This is a genomic window from Flavobacterium sp. (genome assembly GCF_039595935.1).
Classification (GTDB): domain Bacteria; phylum Bacteroidota; class Bacteroidia; order Flavobacteriales; family Flavobacteriaceae; genus Flavobacterium.
Map to the genome: position 1 here is coordinate 1,829,995 of NZ_JBCNKR010000006.1, position 23,855 is coordinate 1,853,849.

Annotated in this window: 15 protein-coding genes; 12 read left to right on the plus strand and 3 right to left on the minus strand. The window is 35.1% G+C overall.

Annotation, left to right across the window (positions count from 1 at the left end):
- The first annotated feature begins 67 nt into the window (after window positions 1-67).
- The 3 genes from ABDW27_RS17595 to ABDW27_RS17605 all read left to right on the plus strand — a co-directional run bounded on the left by ABDW27_RS17595 (window position 68) and on the right by ABDW27_RS17605 (window position 3,525).
- A complete protein-coding gene (locus tag ABDW27_RS17595; RefSeq protein ID WP_343697072.1) occupies window positions 68-1,090 on the plus strand; it encodes a glycoside hydrolase family 43 protein in 1,023 nt (340 codons plus the stop codon).
- A gap of 80 nt (window positions 1,091-1,170) precedes the next feature.
- Window positions 1,171-2,346 (plus strand): aldose epimerase family protein, encoded by a 1,176-nt coding sequence (locus tag ABDW27_RS17600; RefSeq protein ID WP_343697073.1) that lies wholly within the window; start codon window positions 1,171-1,173, stop codon window positions 2,344-2,346.
- A 189-nt stretch (window positions 2,347-2,535) separates the two neighbouring features.
- Window positions 2,536-3,525 (plus strand): glycoside hydrolase family 43 protein, encoded by a 990-nt coding sequence (locus ABDW27_RS17605; RefSeq protein WP_343697074.1) that lies wholly within the window; start codon window positions 2,536-2,538, stop codon window positions 3,523-3,525.
- A 350-nt stretch (window positions 3,526-3,875) separates the two neighbouring features.
- Here the strand turns inward: ABDW27_RS17605 and hmpA are convergent, their stop codons facing one another.
- Window positions 3,876-5,087, minus strand: coding sequence for an NO-inducible flavohemoprotein (hmpA, locus tag ABDW27_RS17610; protein ID WP_343697075.1), 1,212 nt, complete (start codon window positions 5,085-5,087; stop codon window positions 3,876-3,878).
- A 311-nt stretch (window positions 5,088-5,398) separates the two neighbouring features.
- Between hmpA and ABDW27_RS17615 the strand changes: the two genes are divergently transcribed.
- Window positions 5,399-7,498, plus strand: coding sequence for an alpha-L-fucosidase (locus ABDW27_RS17615; RefSeq protein WP_343697076.1), 2,100 nt, complete (start codon window positions 5,399-5,401; stop codon window positions 7,496-7,498).
- Window positions 7,499-7,638: 140 nt separating this feature from the next.
- Window positions 7,639-9,552 (plus strand): glucosamine-6-phosphate deaminase, encoded by a 1,914-nt coding sequence (gene nagB / locus ABDW27_RS17620; protein ID WP_343697077.1) that lies wholly within the window; start codon window positions 7,639-7,641, stop codon window positions 9,550-9,552.
- 480 nt (window positions 9,553-10,032) lie between these two features.
- Here the strand turns inward: nagB and ABDW27_RS17625 are convergent, their stop codons facing one another.
- Window positions 10,033-10,746: a LytTR family DNA-binding domain-containing protein gene (locus tag ABDW27_RS17625; protein ID WP_343697078.1), complete on the minus strand. Its 714-nt coding sequence runs from the start codon at window positions 10,744-10,746 to the stop codon at window positions 10,033-10,035.
- Between the two features lie 68 nt (window positions 10,747-10,814).
- Window positions 10,815-11,873, minus strand: coding sequence for a histidine kinase (locus ABDW27_RS17630; RefSeq protein WP_343697079.1), 1,059 nt, complete (start codon window positions 11,871-11,873; stop codon window positions 10,815-10,817).
- 121 nt (window positions 11,874-11,994) lie between these two features.
- Here ABDW27_RS17630 and ABDW27_RS17635 point away from each other — a divergent pair, with 121 nt between their 5' ends.
- The 7 genes from ABDW27_RS17635 (at window position 11,995) to ABDW27_RS17665 (ending at window position 23,854) form a co-directional block, all read left to right on the plus strand.
- A complete protein-coding gene (locus ABDW27_RS17635; RefSeq protein WP_343697080.1) occupies window positions 11,995-14,238 on the plus strand; it encodes a GH92 family glycosyl hydrolase in 2,244 nt (747 codons plus the stop codon).
- A 43-nt stretch (window positions 14,239-14,281) separates the two neighbouring features.
- Window positions 14,282-16,159 (plus strand): sodium:solute symporter family protein, encoded by a 1,878-nt coding sequence (locus ABDW27_RS17640; RefSeq protein ID WP_343697081.1) that lies wholly within the window; start codon window positions 14,282-14,284, stop codon window positions 16,157-16,159.
- A 200-nt stretch (window positions 16,160-16,359) separates the two neighbouring features.
- Entirely contained in the window at window positions 16,360-17,325 is a 966-nt protein-coding gene (locus ABDW27_RS17645) for a glycoside hydrolase family 130 protein (protein ID WP_343697082.1), read from the plus strand.
- A 7-nt stretch (window positions 17,326-17,332) separates the two neighbouring features.
- Window positions 17,333-18,403, plus strand: a complete 1,071-nt coding sequence (locus tag ABDW27_RS17650; protein WP_343697083.1) for a carbohydrate-binding family 9-like protein — start codon at window positions 17,333-17,335, stop codon at window positions 18,401-18,403.
- 5 nt (window positions 18,404-18,408) lie between these two features.
- Window positions 18,409-19,485 carry a putative glycoside hydrolase gene (locus ABDW27_RS17655; RefSeq protein ID WP_343697084.1) on the plus strand — a complete coding sequence of 359 codons (1,077 nt, stop codon included), beginning with the start codon at window positions 18,409-18,411 and terminating at the stop codon, window positions 19,483-19,485.
- A 21-nt stretch (window positions 19,486-19,506) separates the two neighbouring features.
- On the plus strand, window positions 19,507-20,532 hold the full coding sequence (locus ABDW27_RS17660; protein ID WP_343697085.1) for a N(4)-(beta-N-acetylglucosaminyl)-L-asparaginase: 1,026 nt from the start codon (window positions 19,507-19,509) through the stop codon (window positions 20,530-20,532).
- A gap of 184 nt (window positions 20,533-20,716) precedes the next feature.
- Window positions 20,717-23,854, plus strand: coding sequence for a glycoside hydrolase family 2 TIM barrel-domain containing protein (locus tag ABDW27_RS17665; RefSeq protein ID WP_343697086.1), 3,138 nt, complete (start codon window positions 20,717-20,719; stop codon window positions 23,852-23,854).
- Window position 23,855 lies beyond the last annotated feature (1 nt).

Sequence of the window (23,855 nt, forward strand, 5' to 3'; positions counted from 1 at the left end):
ACTTTGTCAAAGTTTTAAACTTTGACAAAGTTCTCGGCGCAACTCTAAAATAAAATAAAAAACTAAAATGAAAAAATACCTAATTCTTTTTCTGTTCACAACGATAAGTTTTGCCCAGCAAAAAACCTTCACAAATCCAATTTTGCCATCGGGCGCAGACCCTTATAGTACCTATTACAAAGGTTATTATTACTATACCAATACACTTGGAAACAGATTGGTTTTATGGAAAACAAAAGATTTATCAGATATAAAAAATGCTGAAAGCAAAGTGATTTGGACACCGCCAAAAAACACCAATTATTCGGCAGAAATCTGGGCACCGGAATTTCATATTATAAACGGAAAATGGTATTGTTATTTCGCAGCAGATAACGGCGATAATAACAATCACAGAATGTATGTTTTAGAAAATAAATCATCAGATCCATTTAAAGGGAATTTTGAATTTAAAGGAAAAATTGCTGCCAAAACCGACAAATGGGCAATTGACGGAAATGTTTTCGAACATAAAAAACAGCTATATATGATTTGGGCAGGTTGGGAAGGAGACACAAACGGCCAGCAGAATATTTACATCGCAAAAATGAAAAACCCGCTTGAAATTGAAGGCGAACGCGTTATGATTTCTTCACCAACTAACGACTGGGAAACACACGGTGCATTGCATGACGATATAAATCCGGCGCAGGTAAATGTAAACGAAGGCCCTCAGTTTTTAGAAAGAAATGGTAAAATCTTTATAGTGTTTTCTGCAAGCGGATGCTGGACCGATTTCTATTCTTTAGGACTATTAACCTTCAACGGAAGTGATAATTTATTAGACGCTTCGGCATGGAAAAAATCTCCTGAACCAATTTTCAAACAATCCGATAAAAATAAGGTTTATGCACCGGGACATAATTCTTTCTTTAAATCTCCAGATGGAAAAGAAGACTGGATTTTATACCATGCCAACTCTAATCCGGGTGAAGGCTGCGGCAACAAAAGATCTCCAAGAATGCAGAAAATTGATTGGGATGCGAACGGATTTCCGGTTTTAGGAGAACCTGTAAGTGAAGAAACAATATTAGTAATTCCATCAAAATAAAAAAACTAACCAGAGGATGAGTTTAGCTTGCGCTCAGTTCGCTGACGCTCGAGTGCTTCGTTCCTCGCAATGACATAAAAATGAAAAATATTCAAATTGCTGCAGTCGTTTTACTGGCACTTTTTCAGTTCAATTGCAAAGACAATAAAAAAGAAAATGCAGCTTCAAAAGAAACAGCTGAGGTAACTTCAGATTCAGTAAAAACAGTTTTAGAAACTAAAAATTTTGATACGATTATTGATGGTAAAAAAGTCGGTTTATATTGGATAGAAAACAAAGGAATTAAAGCTGCATTTACCAATTACGGAGGAAGATTAATTGGACTTTGGGTTAATGATAAAAACGGAAAACCAACCGATGTTGTTGTGGGAATGAACAGCGCAAAAGGTTTTAAAACTTCTACAGAACCTTATTTTGGAGCAACGATCGGAAGAGTTGGAAACAGAATTGGAAAAGGAAAATTTACTTTAGAAGGAAAACAATATCAAGTTCCGTTAAATAATGGAAAAAATGCTTTGCACGGCGGTATAAAAGGTTTTCAGGATGTAGTTTGGAATGCCGAAAAAACAAACGAAAACACTTTAGTTTTTACCTATGTTTCGCCAGATGGAGAACAGGGTTTTCCAGGGAATTTATCTGTAAAAGTAACGTACACAATTACGGATGATAATTCTGTAAAAATGGAATATGAAGCAACTACAGATAAAACAACAATTGTCAATTTAACCAATCATGCCTTTTTTAATTTAAATGGAGAAGGAAGCGGCACAATCTTAAATCACGAATTACAGATTTATGCGAATGAATTTACTCCTGTTGACGAAGGTTTGATTCCGAGTGGTAAATTAAAATCGGTTAAAAATACCGTTTTTGATTTTACTTCAACGCACAAAATTGGTGAAAGAATCGAAGCAAAAGACGAGCAATTGAAATTCGGAAAAGGATACGATCATAATTATGTTTTAAACGGAACCAAGAAAAACGGATTAAATCATGCTGCAACAATTTCAGGAGATAAATCCGGAATTACTTTAGATATTTTTACAGAAGAACCAGGATTACAGTTTTACAGCGGAAATTTCATGCAGTCAAAAAATACATTCAAATCTGGTGCAAAAGATGATTTCAGAACAGCGTTTGCTCTTGAAACACAACATTTTCCAGACGCGCCAAATCAGCCAAAATTCGCTCCGATTGTTTTAAAACCGGGACAAAAATATCATACGGTTTCTTATTATCAGTTTTCTGTGAAATGAGAATAGTTAACCGCAAAGAGCGCAAAGAATTACGCAAAGGACGCTAAGTTTTTTATCACTTTTTGTCATCCTGGAACGATCCCGAAACTTCGAGAGAAGGGACGCAAAGTTATTCGTCATTTTTTTTACTCTTTGCGTGCTTTGCGTAATTCTTTACGGCTAAAATACACCAACTAAAACTAATAAAAAATGAAAAAAATACTAACCTCAATAGCATCACTTTGTGTTTTCGCAGCCTGTTCGCAGGAAAAAGACACGACACAACCAAAATCAACACCAACAGAAGTAAAATCCAGCTCAATTTTACTAGCCGATCCAACCATTTTTTACGACAAAGGAACCTATTATTTATACGGAACTACATCTGGAGATATTCCAAATGGAGAAGGATTTCAGGTTTATACTTCGTCAGATTTAAAAGACTGGAAAGGGCCAGTTGGTAAGCAGAATGGTCTGGCTTTTAAAAAAGGAGATGCTTTTGGCGACAAAGGATTTTGGGCGCCGCAGATTCTTTCGTATCAAAACAAATTTTATATGATTTATACGGCCAATGAAAATATCGCAGTTGCAACCAGCGATAGTCCGCTTGGACCATTTAAAAACGATTCAAAAGAACCGATTATCAAAACCGGAAATCAAATTGATCCGTTTATTTTTATTGATGAAGATGGAAAAAAATACCTGTATCATGTTCGTTTAACAAATGGAAACAGAATTTTCGTTGCAGAAATAAACGACGATTTTAAAAGCATAAAACCAGAAACTTTAAAAGAATGTATTTCTGGAACTATGCTTTGGGAAAATACTCAAAATGTAAGCTGGCCGGTTACAGAAGGTCCAACAGTTTTAAAACACAACGGTTTGTATTATATGATTTATTCGGCAAATGATTTCAGGAATATTGATTATGCTGTAGGTTATGCCACAAGTAAAAGTCCGCTTGGACCTTGGGAAAAAGCGACAGACAGTCCAATTATCAGCAGAAAAAATACCAAACAAAACGGAATTGGACACGGCGATGTTTTTTGGGATAAAGACAATAAAATGCATTATGTCTTGCATACACATTATAGCGAAAGCACTGTTTCGCCACGAAAAGCAGGAGTTATTTCAATTGAATTTAAAGACGGAAAAATTGTTGCTGATCCTGCCAGTTTTCAGTTTCTAAAAGTTAATTAGTAATTAAAAAGCCTTCAGATATCTGAAGGCTTTTACTTTCCTGCAAGGTTTCAAAACCTTGTAGGTATTTTTAAGTAAGATTTTGATTAGAATTAAACCTACAAAGTTTTAGAAACCTTGCAGGAATGGAAACCTGTTTTTAGGAATCTTTTTTGGTTGAAAATATAAAAACTGAAAACAAATTTGAAATTAACGCCGCAACCAGCCAGGAACGCATCCAAAAAAATATAAAAATAGATTTATTAGAGCAGTTAATACTGGCTAAAGTCAAGGTTATAAAAAACGTTGTTGTCAGATTTTGAAGTATTTGAATTAATAATTTCCTATTATAAAACCGGACGAATCTCATTTTAATTCAAATTAATTAGCTGAGGTCCAAATTCTTCGTAGAAAATATTTTCCTGATTTACATTCAAATTAATAAGAGCTTCATATTGCGTTTTAATAAACATTTCAGGCCCGCAGATATAATATCTCGCTTCTTCTAATAAAATAGAATCCTTGCATTTATGAAGATCAACGCGACCGTGAATAACTTCATTCGCAATTACATTTTCCGGCGTTACAGCATCATAAAAAGTAAACGTTTCCAAGTGATTTGCTTCTTCTTTTAAAGCCGAAATCTGGTCTTTGAAAGCGTGTACAGATTCGTTTCTGCAGCCGTGAATCCAGATTGTTTTTTTATTCTGAATTGAATTTAAGTTGGTTTCCAGCATGCTCAACATCGGCGTAAGTCCAACTCCGCCGCTTATCAATACTAAAGGATTTTCTGAATCTTTTTCTAAATGAAATAATCCAGCAGGAGAAGAAATGGAAATAACATCGCCTTCAGATTTTGAATGCATGGTATTCGACACCCATCCGTTTGGATTTGGCGCAATTCCGCTTTCTTTTTTTACCGAAATTCTGTAATATTCAGGATTAAAAGTGCTTGACAAACTGTATTGTCTTGGTTGTAAAAGATTCAGTTCCGGCACAAAAACCTGAACGCTGATAAATTGTCCGGGATGAAAATCGGCAATTTCTTTTCCGTCTTCAGGATAAAGATAAAAGGATTTAATTTCAGCTGATTCTTCAACAATTTTTTTGATGACGAATTTTCTCCAGCCGTTCCAGCTTCCGGGTTTTGCAATGTTTTCGTTGTATAACTCTTTTTCAAGATTAATCATAATATCGGCAAGTTCGTAAAAAGCAACCGTCCACGCTTCGAGAATTGGCAGTGTAGCGACTTCTCCAACCACTTCACCGATAGAAGCGATAAGGTGTGTTCCTACGATTTTATATTGTTCCGGCTGAATATTAAGGCTTCGGTGTTTGGTTCCAATTCCTTTTAATACGCCAATTAAAACTGACGGATCTTCTATATTTTCGGCGTAAGCCAAAACAGCATTTGCCAGTGCCGATTTTTGTCTTCCGTTTGCCTGATTTCCCATATTAAACATATTTCGCAATTCGGGATGATGTTTAAACATTCTGGCATAAAAATAATTGGTAAGGTCTTCGCCGCTCGCTCGTAAAATTGGAACCGTAGCTTTAATAAGCTCTTTTTGTTGTGGATTCATTTTGAATAATTTGATTAGGATTTAAATTCGAAATTCTAATTTTAGAATTGATATTGGCAAATTTAATCCCGCGGTATTGCTTCATTTTATGATTCAAATCATAATGGGTTAAGTTTTTTTGTTTCAGGTTTTTTTGTTTCAGGTTTTGTTGTTTCAAGTTTCAAGTTTCAGGTGTCAAGTTTTACATCTTACATTTTACATTTCACAACTTACAATTAACAATTCAAACCCGTTGTTGGTCGAAATTACAGATTACTAAAAATCAAATTATAGTACATTTATGTTTTATAGACTTTTTAAGTAAATCAACGATGAAAAATATATTTCTTTCCATATGCCTTTTCGGTGTAATTTCCAGCGGTTTAAGTCAGGAATTAGCGAATGCTCCAAAACCTTTTGGCCCGCTTCCTACTCAAAAACAAATTGATTGGCAGGAAATGGAATTTTATGCTTTTGTGCATTTTTCATTAAATACTTTTACCAATAAAGAATGGGGTTACGGTGACGAATCTCCGGCTTTATTTAACCCCACAAATTTAGATGTTCGTCAATGGGCGCGAATTGTGAAAGTGGCGGGAATGAAAGGAATTATTCTGGTTGCGAAACATCATGACGGATTTTGTTTATGGCCGTCGGCATATACGGAACGTTCTGTAAAAAATTCTCCGTGGAAAAACGGAAACGGAGATTTAGTTAAAGAATTGGCTGCAGCCTGCAAAGAGTACAATTTAAAATTAGGATTATATCTTTCGCCCTGGGACAGAAACCGTGCGGATTATGGCAAACCCGAATATGTTACGTATTTCAGAAATCAGCTAAAAGAATTATTGACGAATTACGGCGACGTTTTCGAAATGTGGTTTGATGGTGCAAACGGCGGCGACGGTTATTATGGCGGTGCAAACGAAACACGAAAAATCAATACGCTTGAATATTACAATTGGGATGAAACCTATAAATTGATTTATCAGCTGGCGCCAAAAACTTTGGTTTGGGGAGTTGGCCCTTCTGAAGCGAGATGGATTGGAAATGAAGAAGGTCGTGCCGGAAAAACAAACTGGTCGCTTTTACGCCAAAAAGATGAATTGGCCGGAAAAGTGCATTATACCGAATTTATGTCGGGGCATGAAGATGGTGAAAAATGGGTTCCAGGCGAAGCCGATGTTTCAATTAGACCAGGATGGTTTTATCATTCGGTGGAAGATGATAAAGTACGTCCGCTGGATGAAATGGTTGATATTTATTATGAATCAATTGGGCGAAATGCGACTTTATTATTGAATCTTCCGGTTGATAAAAGAGGTTTAGTTCACGAAAATGACGAAGCGAGATTAAAAGAATTAGTTTCAACCATAAAAGCTGATTTTAAAACGGAATTATTATCTAAAACAAAAATTACCGCTGATAATGTTAGAGGAAATAGTTTAGAATTTTCTGCAAAAAATGTTTCTGACGGAAATAAAAACACTTATTGGGCAACCGATCATAATGTAAAAACAGCTTCGATAACTTTCGAATTTGAAAAACCAACTGACATAGACCGAGTTTTACTTCAGGAATATATTGTACTTGGGCAGCGTGTAAAAGCTTTTAATGTTGAAGCTAAAGTTGATGGAAACTGGAAAACCGTTGCAAACGAAACGACAATTGGTTACAAGAGAATTTTGAGAATCGACAGAGTTAAAGCATCGGCATTAAGAATTAATATTACCGATTCAAAAGCAAATATTGTTATTTCAAATATTCAGGCTTACAATGCGCCGACTTTTGTACGTATGCCGGAAATCAGCCGGGATAAAAACGGCGATGTTACTATTAAATCTGAAAATGGAAATCCGGTTTATTATTCGCTTGACGGAAAAAATCCAACGAAAAAAAGTACTTTATATAAAGGAGTATTTCGGGTTAATAAAGCGATGACCATAAAAGCAGTTGCAATTGATGCTGCAGAAAATATAATCAGTGCTGTAAAAACAGCAAAATACGGCGCATCAAAAGAAAACTGGAAAATTGTTTCGGCTTCGAGCGGCGATTTAAAATCGGCTGACCGAATTATTGACGGAAATCCAAATACAGACTGGAGTTTTGGTAATGACCAGAATAAACTTCCGCAGGAAATAACTATAGATTTGGGAAGTCTTTTAACGCTGAATGGTTTTACTTATATGCCACAGCAAGTTGGTAATAATCTCAATTTAATCTCCAATTATGAGTTTTACACAAGTGTTGATAATGTAAACTGGATATTGCAGTCTGAAGGTGAATTTTCGAACATAAAACACAACCCGATCGAACAGGTTAAAACTTTCAAAAAAGTTCAGGCAAGATATATTCGTTTTGTGGCAACCTCAGCAGTAGCAAAGGGACAGACCGTTTCTATTGCAGAATTAAATGTTACCGAAGCATTATAATTGCCTTTTGAATTATAATCTTTTTGCTTAAAGTTTCAAATTTTGTCCTATAGCGAAGGTAACAGGTTATTAGTCGAATTTTTGATTATTTACATTATGTAATATTTAATTTTATACTAAATAATTAGAACAACAGGCAAATGATTAAAGAAAGTATAAATTTCAAAGAAGCAGGAAAGTTCGAAGAAACGCGTTTTGAAAAGATACACAATGTAATTTTTGATTCGTCTAAAGAAGCTTCGATTTTAGTAGCTCAGGAAATAGCCAATATAATTCAGAGAAAAGAAGAGTTAAACGAACCTTGCGTTTTAGGTTTGGCAACAGGATCGTCACCTATAAAAGTATATGAAGAATTAGTTCGTCTTCATAAAGAAGAAGGTTTAAGCTTTGCAAATGTAGTTACTTTCAACTTAGATGAGTATTATCCGATGGATAAAAACGACATTCAAAGTTATTGGTACTTTATGCATGAGCACTTATTTAATCATGTAAATATACTGCCTCAAAATATCAATATTCCTAACGGAAATATCAGCAATGAAGACCTTCAGCAATATTGTATCGATTATGAAATGAAAATCAAATCTTACGGTGGATTGGATTTTCAGCTTCTTGGAATTGGAAGAACGGGACATATTGGTTTCAATGAACCTGGATCTCACGTAAATTCCGGAACGAGAAGCATTACATTAGATCACTTAACGCGCGTTGATGCTGCATCATCATTTTTAGGAATTGATAATGTGCCTAAAAAAGCGATTACAATGGGAATTGGCACGGTAAAAAATGCCAAAAGAATTGTACTTCTTGGATGGGGAATCAGCAAAGCAGAAATTATAAAGAAAACAATCGAAGGTGAAATTTCATCCCGGGTTCCGGCAACGTATTTACAGCAGCACAACAACACAACTTTTGTTTTAGATACCGAAGCATCATCAGAATTAACGAGAGTAAAAACACCTTGGTTAGTAAAATCTGTAATCTGGACAGATGAATTGAAACTGAAAGCTGTGGTCTGGTTATGCGAATTGACTAAAAAACCTTTTCTTAAACTGACTGACAAAGATTACAACGACAACGGAATGTCAAGTCTTTTAACAGAAGAAGGAACTGCATACGATTTGAATATTAAAATGTTCAACAAAATGCAGCAGACAATTACCGGATGGCCGGGTGGAAAACCAAATGCTGATGACACGTACAGACCAGAACGCGCAACACCTGAGAAAAAGAGAATTATCATTTTTAGTCCGCATCCTGATGATGATGTGATTTCGATGGGAGGAACTTTTGATCGTTTGGTAGAGCAGGGGCATGATGTTCATATTGCATATCAGACTTCTGGAAACATCGCAGTTTCAAATCAGGAAGCTTTAAAATTTGCAGAAATTGCCAAAGCATTAAATGCTGATTCTGAAGCAGCTGAGAATATCATCAACTTCCTGAAAAACAAAAAAAGCAATGATATTGATTCGTTAGAAGTGAGAAAACTGAAAGGTTTAATCAGAAGAAGCGAATCTGTAGCAGCGACCAGATATTTAGGTTTACCGGATTCGAATGTGAATTTCCTTGATCTTCCGTTTTATGAAACTGGAACGGTTAAGAAAAACAATCTGGGAGAAGCTGATATTCAGATTATGTGTGATTTTATCGAAAAAATTAAACCGCACCAAATTTACGCAGCAGGAGATTTAGCAGATCCGCACGGAACTCATAAAGTTTGTCTGGATAGTTTATTTGAAGCTTTAAAAAGATTGAAACACAAAAGTTTTATGGATGACTGCTGGGTTTGGCTGTACAGAGGCGCCTGGCACGAATGGGAATCTTACCAAATTGAAATGGCGGTTCCGATGAGTCCGGATCAGGTACTGAAAAAACGTCACGCTATTTTCTTCCACCAATCTCAAAAAGATGGTGTTATGTTCCAGGGCGATGACAGCCGAGAATTCTGGATTAGAGCAGAAGACAGAAACAGATTAACTGCAGAAAAATATCATGCTTTAGGTTTGGCTGATTACTCAGCAATCGAAGCTTTTAAGAGATATTTTTTCTAGGAAAATCTTTAAAATATAATAAACTATTTCATGTGGTTTATTTGGTTAGTTACCAAGTTTTGAATGCAGCCGTGGTTGGCTGCATTTTTTTGTTTCTATTTGTGGCGTGTGTCTTTAACACAAAGAGCGCAAAGGTTTTTCGTAAAGGGCACAAAGTTTTTTTTTCTCAGCTTTATCAATAAAAGAAGTCGAAGATCGCAAAACTGTTCGTGGTTTTTTGTCACCCTGAGCAAAGTCGAAGCTTCGGGAGAAAGGCGCAAAGTTTTTTCTCAATATTCAACACAATCTTGTCATTTCGACGAAGGAGAAATCTGCGCAAGTAACTCCGCAACGAGAATCCAAATCTTTGTAGAGCTTCTTGCGGAGATTTCTCCTTCGTCGAAATGACAAACTGTATCTCAGCTAATAAAAAAAATCGCAAAGCTTATGAATAAACTTAGCGTCCTTTGCGTAAACCTTAGCGCTCTTTGCGGTTAAATACTATATGGAAGAATTCAAAATTCTCTGCTTCACATGATCGATATACGATCTTCCAATAACATATCTAAGTCCTTCTATTTCAATGCTGTTTCCTTCAACGGCATCAATTTTATCAATGGCAATAGTGTATGAACGGTGAATTCTCAGGAAGTTTTTTTCAGGTAATAAATCTGTAAAATCAGATAAAGTACTGTGGATTATATATTTTCCAGTTGTGGTGTTTATTTTTAAATAATCTTTTAAGCTTTCGATAACTAAAATTTCGTTGAAGAAAATCTTTTTCATTCTCTTTTTGTCAATTTTTACGAAAATGAACGGACTGTCTGGATTGCTTTCTTGTGGGGAATTTGTTTTATTTTCTAACCTTTTGCTGATTTTATTCAGCGTTTTCATTAATCTCGGAAATTCGATTGGTTTTACCAGATAATCTAAAACGTCTAATTCGTAAGTTTCTAATGCAAATTGACTGTACGCACTTGTAATAACTAATAAAGGCGGATTTTCTAGACTTTTAATAAAATTAATTCCGTCTAAAACAGGCATATTAATGTCCAGAAAAATAACATCAACTGTATTGTTCTTCAAAAAGTTTAGGCCTTCAATCGGATTGCTGAAAGTATTTATTACCTCAAAATTTTCAAGCGGCTCTAAGTAGTTTTTTATAACATTGATTGCCAATGGCTCGTCATCAATAATCAAACAATTTATCTTCATTTCTATAATCTTAGTTATTTGAGCGAAATAATTTAGCAGGTAAACTTATATACGAAAAAAAGCTGGGGTTAGGTTACTTTTATCACAAGCTTCACGACAAAAATATTCTTTTTATTTTTAAATGAAAGCTTATAGTCACTTTTATTATAACCTAATTCCAGTCTTTTTTTGACATTTTCAATTCCTATACCACTTGACTTGTTAAAATTGTCTTCATGCTGTGTAATTTCTGGCGTAGGGTTCGAAATAGTAAAATGCAAAAAGTCATCTTTTACTTTAAATTTGATATCAATCTTTACTTTTCCGGTGTTTTTGTTTACGCCGTGTTTAAAAGCATTTTCAATAAAAGTCAGTAAAATCACCGGAGAAATTTCTTTATCATGAATATCTCCCGAAACTTCCATGTTTACTTCCAGACGATCATCATTTCTGATTCTTTCCAAATCAAGATAATTCTGAATACATAAAATCTCATTTTCTAAACTCTGTTTTTTTCCTTGCGTATCATAAAGCATATAACGCATTAATTCTGAAAGTTTTAAAACAATCTTTGGTGTTTTATTCGACTTTTCTACAGATAAAGAATAAATATTATTTAAGGTATTAAAGAAAAAATGCGGAGAGATTTGAGATTTTAGGAAAAGCAATTCTGTTTCCAATTGTGATTTCTCTAAATCGGTAACACGTTTTTGTTCCTTCAAAAAGTCTAAAGTGATTTTAATTGCCGTAACAAAAGTCATTACATACAATTCGCCCATCATCATATCAATAGTATAATTGAGTGTTAATTCATTGATAGTCTCCGGACCTTCGGGCCATACATTATGGGTAATTAACAGATACGTAAGGTTGAATTTTACCAATACCATTAAAAAAATAGCAGATAAAACGGCAAGCACATAAAGAACATATTTTTTTCGGTAAACCAGATAAGGCATGAAAACCAGAATATTCAAATAACACAACGTCATGTGAATTGGAAAACCAAGCAAAGTAGTTTTAAGAGAATACACGTAATCGTTAAAATAACTTCCCCATCTAAAAGTATTAAAAAGGAAATAAGTCAGCCAAAAAACTACATGATAGTATAATGGTATGCGATATAATTTATTAGAATTGAAATTCATAATATGAGTACGTTTTGTGACTTTTTTTGATGTTTATCTAAGTTTATATGTTGTCCGTCTAAATAAGTTTTAATAAAAAGTCAGTTTATATAAATTTAAAGTTAAATTAAGGTTGTTTTATATGAAGAAAATTCTCGTGCCTGCTTTATTTGTAATTCTGGCTACAAGTTGTAAAATAAAGTCATACAAAAATAATAATCAGGAAAATATTTTTGTAAACCACGTTGATCCTTTTATCGGGACTGGCGGACACGGTCATACATACCCAGGAGCGACGGTTCCTTTTGGGATGTTACAAGTGAGCCCGGATAACGGAATCTCAAGCTGGGACTGGTGTTCAGGCTATCATTATTCAGATTCTATTGTGTCTGGTTTCAGTCATTTACACTTAAGCGGAACAGGAATTGGCGATTTGGCAGATATTTTATTTATGCCGACAAACAAAAAAGTCGATTTAACATTAAAAACAACTTCAAGAGATCAATTACCTTATAAATCATTTTACAGTCATGTTAACGAAAAAGCAGCACCGGGCTCTTACCAGGTTTTTCTTAAGGATCCTAAAATCAATGTAGAATTAACTTCTTCACAAAGAACAGCGTATCATAAATATACGTATACCAAAAATGACAAACAATCAGTCGTTGTTGATTTAGGATTTGCCATAAACTGGGACAAAGCCCTAAAAACAGGAATTACAATTGAAGACCAATATACTATAAGCGGTTACCGATATAGTAAAGGCTGGGCATTGAACCAGAAAGTATTTTTTGTTGCCAAATTTTCAAAGCCTATCACAGAATTTGTTTTAACGGCTGATAAACAAATTGTTACTTCGAAAAAAGTTGAAGCAGAAAATACATCGGCACAATTATTTTTTGATCCGAAAAATTCAGATGAATTATTTGTAAAAGTCGCTCTATCATCTGTAAGTGTGGCTAATGCCAAAGATAATCTGGACGGAGAAAAAGCAAATTTCGACAATACAAAATCAGAAGCATCTTCGATTTGGAATAATGCATTGAGCAAAATTAAAGTTGAAACACCAGTAGATTCGTTAAAAACGATTTTTTATACTGCGATGTATCACGCACAAGTTGCCCCTGTAACCTATAGTGATAAAAACGGTCAATTTAGAAAAGAGGATGATCAAATTGTTACAGCAAAAGATTATACCGCCTATTCGACCTTATCACTATGGGATACTTTTAGAGCCGAAAATCCTCTGCTTACTTTACTGGCACCAGAAAAAACATCAGACATTGTCAAATCAATGTTAGCGTATTACGATACAAAAAAAATATTACCGGTCTGGACTTTATACGCCAATGAGACCAATACTATGACAGGATACCATTCCATTCCGGTAATTACTGATGCTTATTTAAAAGGTATAAAAGGTTTTGATGCCGAAAAAGCTTTTGAAGCGATGAAAGCCACGATGATGCAGGACGAGCGCGGTTTAAACTTCTACAAAAAATACGGTTATATACCTTATAATTTATTAGACGAATCGGTTACAATTACCTTAGAATATGCTTACGACGATTGGTGCGTGGCGCAAATGGCGAAAGCGTTAGGGAAAAATGCTGATTACGAATTTTTCTTAAAACGTTCTCAGGCCTATCAATATTTATTTGATCCGAAAACAGGATTCATGAGAGGAAAATCAGATGATGGAAAATCATGGAATGAGCCTTTCGATCCAAAACATTCGAACCATAGAGAACACACTGATTATACAGAAGGAAATGCATGGCAGCACAGTTGGTTCGTGCCACAAAATGTTGATAACCTAATTTCGATTCACGGTGGAAATGAAACTTTTACCAAACGTTTAGAACAATTATTTACCGAAAGTTCAGAGATTACAGGAAACAATGTTTCGGCAGATATTTCGGGATTAATCGGGCAATACGCACACGGAAATGAGCCAAGTCATCACATTGCCTATATGTTCAACCATGCAGGTCAGCCTTGGAGAACACAATATTGGGTTCGTCATATTTTAGATACACAATACAATACAACACCAAACGGATTAAGCGGAAACGAAGACTGCGGACAAATGTCGGCGTGGTATGTTTTCAGCTCAATGGGATTATACCCAATGAATCCGGCTTCGGGAGAATACGAAATTGGAAGTCCGATTTTCGAGAAAGCAACCATCAATCTTGAAGGCGGAAAAACGTTTGTAATTGAAGCACAAAATGTTTCAGACAAAAACTTTTACATACAGTCGGCAACATTAAACGGAGTCGAATTCAATCAAACAGCAATTACACATCAACAGATTTTAAAAGGCGGGGTTTTACATTTTGTAATGGGACCTCAGCCAAATAAAAACTGGGGAACAAAAAAATAAATAAAAACAAAAAACGTAACTAACCTACTAACAAATATATTTAATGGATATTATTGACGTATCGATAATCGTAGCTTACATTCTGCTCTCAGTGAGTATCGGAATTTGGATTTCAAGAAAAGCAAAACAAGGACTGGATGATTATTTTCTTGGCGGAAAAACAATCAAATGGTATTTTTTAGGTCTAAGTAACGGATCTGGAATGTTTGATGTTTCCGGAACTTCCTGGATGATTGGGGTACTTTTTCTATACGGAGTAAAAAGCTTTATGTTCATGTGGCTTTGGCCTATCTGGAATCAGATTTTCGTGATGATGTTCCTTGCAGTCTGGATCAGAAGATCAAAAGTAATGACAGGTTCTGAGTGGATTTTAACTCGTTTTGGAAGCGACAAAGCCGGAAAAGCATCGCATATTATTGTGGCTATTTTTGCTATTATTTCTACCATTGGTTTTATCGCTTATTTCTTTGAAGGAATCGGAAAATTTGTAACCATTATTCTTCCGTGGGATTTAACGCTTCATTATGGCGATATGATTTTATTGACTTCTGAGCGTTCTTATGCCTTGTTAATCATTTTCTTAACAACTATTTATACCGTAAAAGGCGGAATGTTTTCTGTGGTTGCTACAGAAGTTGTACAGTATTTAATTATGATTGTAGCCGGAGTTTTAATTGCCGGATATGCTTTTGTTAATTATACCGATATTCAGATTAATTCGATTATTACGCCAGAATGGAAAAATGTTTTCTTCGGATGGCAGTTTGAAACCCAATGGAGCGATAAATTTCAAACTTTCAATAATTTAATTGATAGTGAAGGCTACAAAATGTTTGGCGCTTTCATCGGAATGACGTTGTTCAAAGGTTTCTTTGCAAGTGTCGCAGGACCAACACCAAGTTACGATTTACAAAGAGTTCTTTCAACTAAATCAGTAAAAGAAGCAGCTTATATGAGTGGTTTTACCAACTTAATTTTATTCATTCCGAGATATTTATTAATCACCGGAATCGTAGTAATTGCGTTGGTAAACTTAGCGCCGGAATTAAACGCAAACACAGGTTTAACCGGAGCTGATTTGGAATTATTAATGCCAAAAGTGGTCAATCTATATATTCCGGTTGGAATTAAAGGAATTCTTTTAGCAGGTTTATTAGCCGCTTTTATGTCTGGATTCTCAGCTTTCGTAAACGCAGGCCCGGCATATATTGTAAATGATATTTATAAAAAATACTTTAAACCAGTTGCTACAAATCAACACTATATTAAAGTAAGCCAGATTTCTTCTTTCCTTGTAGTAGGGTTAGGTGTTTTCATGGGATTCTTTGCAGATTCAATCAACTCTTTAACGCTTTGGATTACAAGTGCTTTATACGGAGGTTACGTAGCAGCCAATTTCCTAAAATGGATCTGGTGGCGTTTTAATGGCTGGGGTTATTTCTGGGGAATGTTTGCCGGATTAATTATTGCTTCGTTTCAATTTATTTTAGGCATGAACAAAGCGAATTTAGCAGAAGGTTCTTTTTTATATGATTTATCACAAGTTCAGGCGATTTATCTTTTCCCATTAATATTTGGATTCTCAATTTTAGGTTGTCTTTTGGGAACTTATTTAAGCGAACCGACAGAAATGGGAGTTTTAAAATCATTTTATTCAAACGTAAGACCTTGGGGATTTTGGAATCCGGTTTATAAAGAACTAAAAGCTGAAGATCAGACTTTCGAAAAAAATAATGATTTCTGGTTGGATATGATGAATTGCGCAATTGGAATTATATGGCAGTCAAGTATGATTTTGCTTCCGATATTCTTTATTATCAGAGATTATCCAAAAGCAATTACAGCTTTGATTGTGTTTTTAGTAACGACTACGATATTGAAGTTTACTTGGTTAGATAAGGTTAGAAAAATAGCTGATTAAGATAAAAGATACAAGAAGCAAGATTTTAGAGTAGAGAATTTCTCCAAAGTTTGTCAGTCTGAGCGAAGTCGAAGACCACATAAGAAACTCGACAACGTTTGGCGAATTTCTAGGTGGAGTTACTTATGAAGATCCTTCCTTCGTCAGGATGACAAGATTGAGACAATAAAACAAAAACAATAAACAAAAAAATAAAAAAAATGAGCAGTATTCCTTGGCAAGACAGACCCGAAAACAGTAAAGATGTAATGTGGAGATATTCTGAAAATCCAATTATCAACAGATATGCAATACCGTCATCAAACAGTATTTTTAATAGTGCTGTAGTTCCTTTTGGAGATGGTTATGCGGGAGTTTTCAGATGTGATAACAAAGCGGTTCAAATGAATATTTTTGCCGGTTTTAGTAAAAACGGAATCGATTGGGACATTAACCACGAACCAATCGTAATGCAGTCTGGTAATACAGATATGATCGAATCTGCTTATAAATACGATCCACGTGTGGTTTTCATCGAAGACCGTTACTGGATTACGTGGTGTAATGGTTACAACGGGCCAACTATCGGAATTGGATATACTTTTGACTTTAAAGAGTTTTTTCAATGCGAAAATGCCTTTTTACCATTCAACAGAAACGGAGTTTTATTTCCACAAAAAATAAACGGAAAATACGCCATGTTAAGCCGTCCAAGTGATAACGGACATACACCTTTTGGAGACATCTGGATTAGCTACAGTCCGGATATGAAATACTGGGGAGAGCACAGATTGGTGATGAAACCAACTCCTTTTGAAGACAGTGCATGGCAGTGTACAAAAGTAGGAGCAGGGCCAATCCCGATTTTGACAAACGAAGGCTGGTTAATGATTTACCACGGCGTTATCAATACCTGCAACGGGTTCCGTTATGCAATGGGGTCTGCACTTTTAGATGTTGATTCACCAGATAAAGTAAAATACAGAACACAGCCTTATTTATTAGGTCCGGCAGAACTTTATGAAATGGTAGGAGATGTGCCAAATGTAGTTTTCCCATGTGCCGCTTTACACGATACAGAAGAAGATAAACTAGCCGTTTACTATGGTGCTGCAGATACCGCTGTAGCCATTGCATTTGGTAAATTAAGTGAAGTAGTTCAGTTTACAAAAGATAACAGTTTATAGAAAAAGCATGCGTTTAAAAATTCAATGGTTAACAGTTGTTTTGGTTTCTTTTTCGATTATGGGATTTTCTCAATCGAAGAAAAATACCATTATTCCTAGAACATACGTCGCTTCAAAAACGGTAACTCCAATTGCAATTGACGGAGATGAATCTGATCCTTCATGGAGCAAAGCAGAGTGGACAGATCTTTTTGAAGATATAGAAAATGGCATTAAACCCAAGTACGCAACAAAAGTTAAAATGCTCTGGGACGAAACCAATTTTTATATTTTAGCAAAGATTGAAGAACCGCACGTTTGGGCCAATTTAAAACAGCGTGATACCATAATTTTTTACAACAATGACTTCGAAGTTTTTATAGATCCCGACAGCGACACTTTTAACTATTACGAATTAGAAATAAACGCCTTGAACACTGCTTGGGATCTATTTTTATCAAAACCTTACAGAGAAAATGATCTTGTGGTTTTAAACGACTGGAATCTTACAGGTTTAAAATCAGCAGTTAAAGTTCAGGGAACACTTAATAACCCGAATGATATTGATCAGGGCTGGGTTTTAGAAATGGCGATTCCGTGGGCGGCTCACAAAACCTCTTATTTCGATCAAAACGTACCAGCCGATAAATTCTGGAGAGTCAATTTTTCAAGAGTAAATTGGCAGCATTCTATTGTCGATGGAAAATACGAACGCAAAAAAGACACTGACGGAAAATTTCTGCCGGAATACAATTGGGTTTGGTCGCCAATGGGCGTAATCAATATGCATGAACCGGAAAAATGGGGTTATGTTTATTTTTCTTCAAAAGAAGGAAAAGATACCTTTACAATTCCGCAGGACGAGAAAGTAAAATGGGAACTTTATAATTTATACAGAGCCCAAAAAGAATATTTTCAAAAGAACAAAAGCTGGGCAAAATCCTTAACAAATCTAACAAAAGATGTTATCAGCATTGATAATAAAGTTTTAAAGCCTATCTTAGAAAACCATTCCAGCGGATATAATATTTCTGTTAAAAGTCTTTTCTCAAACCAAACATTTGTGATAAGACAGGATGGAAAAATAATAACAAAATAACCACTATGAAACTACCAAAACTATTACTTTTTTTACTGACACTCAGCATTTTTTCGTGTGCCAAAAAAGAAGAAACCACATTTAAATTTGCTGTCTGGACAACCGCAGACGCCAAAAAATCAGACGAAGATTATACTAAAGAATTCAAAAAATACAAAGATGGAGGAATCGACGAAGTATTAATCAATACAACAACAGATCCTGAGTTATTAAAAAGATTAGTGCCGCTTGCCACAAAAGAAGGTTTAAAAGTTCACGCCTGGATTATGGCAATGAACCGCCCAAACGATTCAGTTGCTTTACAGCATCCAGACTGGTATCAGGTAAGTAAAGAAGGAAAATCCTGCTTCGATAATCGTCCGTATGTTGATTATTACCAATGGTTATGTCCAACCCGAAAAGAATCCAGAGAACACGTTTTACATTTAGTAGAAGAACTGGCAAAAGTAGAAGGAATTGAAAGCGTTCATTTAGATTATATTCGTTTTCCGGACATCTTTTTACCAATTAGTTTACTGCCAAAATACAACTTGGTTCAGGACGTAGAATTACCGCAATTTGATTTTTGTTATTGTGATGAATGTGTAAAAGCATTCGAAAAAATCCACCATAAAAATCCAAAAGAAAGCCACAACACTTCTATCGATATGGAGTGGAAAAACTTCCGTTTAAACGCCATAAAAGCTGTTGTTGATGATGCTTATAAAATTGCACACAAACACAACAAACAATTAACTGCAGCCGTATTTCCTTATCCTGAAATGGCAGATCACATGGTGCGCCAGCGTTGGGATAAATGGAATATCGATCAAGTATATCCAATGATTTACCACAGTTTTTATAATGAAGAAATTGACTGGGTGGGTTATGCTACCAAACAAGGTGTTGCCGATTTAGAAGATAAGAAAACGAAAATCAATACAGGAATTTATATTCCGGGATTGAAAAACGATAAAGAACTGAAAGAAGCTATTTTATTAGCAAAAGAAAATGGAGCAGTAGGAGTTTCATTTTTCGACGGAAATGCATTGTCTGAAAGTAATTTAAAGACAATCAAAGAAACAAAAGCAAGTTTAAAATAATATTTTCTAAAAGTAACCAGCATGTCAAATAGAAGAGATTTTATCAAAAAAGCAGCTTTAGGCGCAGCAGCCGTAAGTTCAATTGGTTTTAACGGATTTGCAAAAGAGAAAGAAAATGAAAAAGAAGGAGCATTAGAATTTCCTTCAAAAAAAGTTAAAAAACCGGTTGTAATTTCAACCTGGAATCACGGTTTGCCTGCCAATCAGGAAACCTGGAAACAGCTAAAAGCAGGAAAATCACCTTTAGAAGCAATTGAAGCCGGAATGAAAATTCCTGAAGCCGATCCAAATGTGCGAAGCGTAGGTTACGGCGGATATCCGGATCGTGAAGGAAAAGTAACGCTGGATGCTTGTATTATGGACCATAACAGTAATTGTGGTTCGGTTTGCTTTTTACAAGGCATTATGCATCCAATTTCTGTAGCAAAAAGAGTTTTAGAAAATACGCCACACGTAATGCTGGCCGGACAAGGGGCTTTACAATTTGCTTTATCAGAAGGATTTAAAGAAGAAAATTTACTAACTCCGGAATCTGAAAAAGACTGGAAAAAATGGCTGGAAGATTCAAAATACAAACCAGTTATTAATATAGAAAACCACGATACTATAAGCATGCTAATGTTAGACCAGGATGGAAACCTTTCTGGTGGCTGTACAACGAGTGGTGCAGCCTGGAAAATGCACGGACGCGTCGGTGACTCCCCAATAATCGGCGCGGGTCTTTTCCTGGATAACGAAGTAGGCGCCGCAGCCGCAACAGGTTTGGGTGAAGCCGTAATTAGAACTGCCGGAAGTGCAATGGTGGTCGAATTAATGCGTCAGGGAAAATCGCCTTATGATGCCTGCAAAGAAATCACAGAGCGTATTTACAACAAACACAAAAACCACAAAGACATGGAATATCTGCAGGTTGGTTTTATCGCCTTAAATAAAAACGGTGAACACGCAGGTTACAGTTTGAGATCTGGTTTCAACTTTGCCGTTTCGGATGATGAAAAAGGACACAGAATGGAAGACGCGAAATTTAAAATGTCGTGGGATAAATAAAAATAAAATGCGGGAACTTTGTCAAAGTTTTAAACTTTGACAAAGTTTGACCACAATATTGTCATTTCTCGTTCCTCGAAATGACATACAAAAATTAAAATTTTAAGCACATAGAAACATAGATTTTTCTCTCACAATCTATCCCGATAATAATCGGGACTATGTGTTCAAACAAAAACTAAGAATGAAAACAACATTATCCATATTAACCTTATTACTTTCAGTATTATCTGTAAATGCTCAGGAAAAAGTTCCGTTTTGGCAGAATGAAAAAATCAATGAAGATAATAGAGAGCCAATGCACGCCGCTTATTATGTTTTTGAAAATGAAGCCTTAGCTGTTAAAAACGAATGGAGACAATCTAAAAATTACCTTGACATTAACGGAGCCTGGAAATTTAAATATGTTGATAATCCGGGAGCACTTCCAAAAGATTTTGAGAAAACTGATTTTAATGATAAAGCTTGGGATAATTTCAAAATTCCGGCAAGCTGGGATGTAAATGGTTATGGATATCCGGTTTATGTAAATACCACTTACGACTTTGATTATTTAATGGCGCCAAATCCGCCGTTTGTGCCAACAAAATACAATCCCACTGGAGTTTATAGAAGAGAAATCAATATTGATAAATCTTGGGAAGGAAAAGATATTTTTCTGCATATTGGAACAGCAAAATCAAATCTTACGGTTTGGGTAAATGGTGTTTATGTGGGTTATGGAGAAGACGGAAAACTGCCTTCAGAATTTAAATTAAACAAATACGTCAAAACGGGAAAAAATACCATTGTGCTTCAGGTTATGAAATGGAATGACGGTTCGTATTTAGAATGTCAGGATATGTGGAGAATGAGCGGAATTACAAGAGATTCTTATTTAGTTGCGAGAAATAAAGCTCATTTAAATGACTTCGAAATTATTCCAGATTTAGATGCGAATTACGTAAACGGAAGTTTGAAAATCACAACTCAATTTTCTGATTTAGATAAAAAAGACAGTTATACTTTAGACGTTCAGTTAAAAGACGGTGACAAAATTATAACGTCCAAAAATATTTCCGCTTTAAGCGAAAAACAAACATTTGATTTTACTGTAGAAAATCCGAAGAAATGGAGTGCCGAAATTCCGAATTTATATCAGGTACGTTTTATTCTAAAAGATAAAAAAGGAACTGTAATTGAAGTTATCAATCAAAATGTTGGTTTTAGAAAAGTAGAAATTAAAGGCGGACAGCTTTTAGTAAACGGAAAAGCGATTTACATAAAAGGTGTAAACCGTCATGAAGTTGATCCAGTTACTGGACAGACAATTTCAAGAGAAAGAATGGAACAGGATATTAAATTGATGAAAGAATTTAATATCAATGCCGTGAGAATGTCGCATTATCCAAACGATGAATATTTCTATGAATTATGCGATAAATACGGAATTTATGTGGTTGATGAAGCCAACATAGAATCGCACGGAATGGGTTATGATATTACCAAAACTCTGGGAAATAAACCAGATTGGGAATTAGCGCACATTCAGCGTATGCAGCGCATGATCGAAAGAGATAAAAACCATGCATCGGTTATTATCTGGAGTATGGGTAACGAAGCCGGAAACGGTTACAATTTTTACAGAGGTTATTTATGGATTAAAAATCGTGATAAATCAAGACCAATTCAGTATGAAAGAGCAACTGCGGGCGCTTGGGACGGAAAAGATTTAAAATTTGAATGGGATTCTGATATTATCGATCCAATGTACAGTTCTCCAAACAAAATGGAAGAATATATTCTGGCAAATCCAAATCCGTCAAGACCTTACATTCAGTGCGAATATGCACATGCAATGGGGAATTCGATGGGAAATTTTAAAGATTATTGGGATGTGATTCGTAAATATCCAAACTTTCAGGGAGGTTTCATTTGGGATATGATTGATCAGTCGGTTTATAAAAAACTGGACAACGGAATTACAGTTTTAGCCTACGGAGGCGATTTTGGACCAAAAGATGTAAAAAGCGATAATAACTTTGTAAACAACGGAGTTTTTACGGTTGACAGAAAACCAAACCCGCATGCACTTGAAGTAAAAAATGTAATGCAGAATATTTTGACTTCTTGGGAAAATCAGGAAACTGCAGCGATAAAAGTTTACAATGAATTTTCGTTTAAGGATTTAAGCAATGTAACTCTGCACTGGACCTTAATTTTAGACGGAGTAAAAGAAACATCAGGTTCAATTGATTATTTAGCAATCGATCCAGGACAATCAAAAACATATACTTTACCAATTAAATTAGGCGATAAAAAGTTTCAGGAAGCTTTTGTAAATATATCGTATACTTTAAAAGAGGCAGAACCATTTTTATCAAAAGGTTTTGAAATCGCTTATGAACAATTAGCATATAAAGGAACTTGGAAAAATGATATAAAAATCGAAGGCACTTCAAAAATTTCTGTGGAGAAAAAAGCAAATGCAACGGTTTTCAAAAGTGATAAAGTCGAAATTACTTTCGACAAAAAAACAGGATTCATCAGCGCGTATTCATTCAATAATTTACCAATTGTAAAAGACGGTTATCAATTGCGTCCAAATTTCTGGAGAGCACCAAACGACAATGATTTTGGAGCAAATTTTCAGGTAAACTTAAAAGCATGGAAAGATGCGACAGAAAATCCAACTTTGGTAAACTGGACATTTTCTTCAACAAAAAACAATACAATTTTAGTAAAAGCAACATATAGTTTAGCTTCTGTTTCTTCTACTTTAGAGTTGAATTATGAATTCAACGGAAACGGAGAATTAGTGGTAAAAGAAGTTTTAAATATTGATAAAACAAAAGAACAGCCAATTTTGCCAAGATTTGGAATGGAAGTAATTGTTCCGAGAGATTTCAGTAATATGACCTATTACGGAAAAGGTCCGCACGAAAATTATATTGACAGAAATTACAGTTCAAAAGTGGGACTTTACACACAAACAGTTTCAGAACAATATTATCCATACATTCGTCCGCAGGAAACCGGAAATAAAACCGATATTCGCTTTTTAGAATTAACAGGAGATAAATTAAAGTTAACTGTAACGTCAGACGAATTATTAGCTATAACCGCTTTACATTTCTTAAATGAAGATTTAGACGACGGACTACAGAAAGACCAAAGACACGCTGCCGAATTAAAAGAAAGAGATTTAACGAGTTTAAAAATCGATTACAAACAAATGGGAGTGGGCGGAATCGACAGCTGGCAGGCGTGGCCAATGGAAAAATATCTTTTGAGAGGAAAAAATTATCAGTATCAATTTAAAATAACACCATCTTTAAAATAAT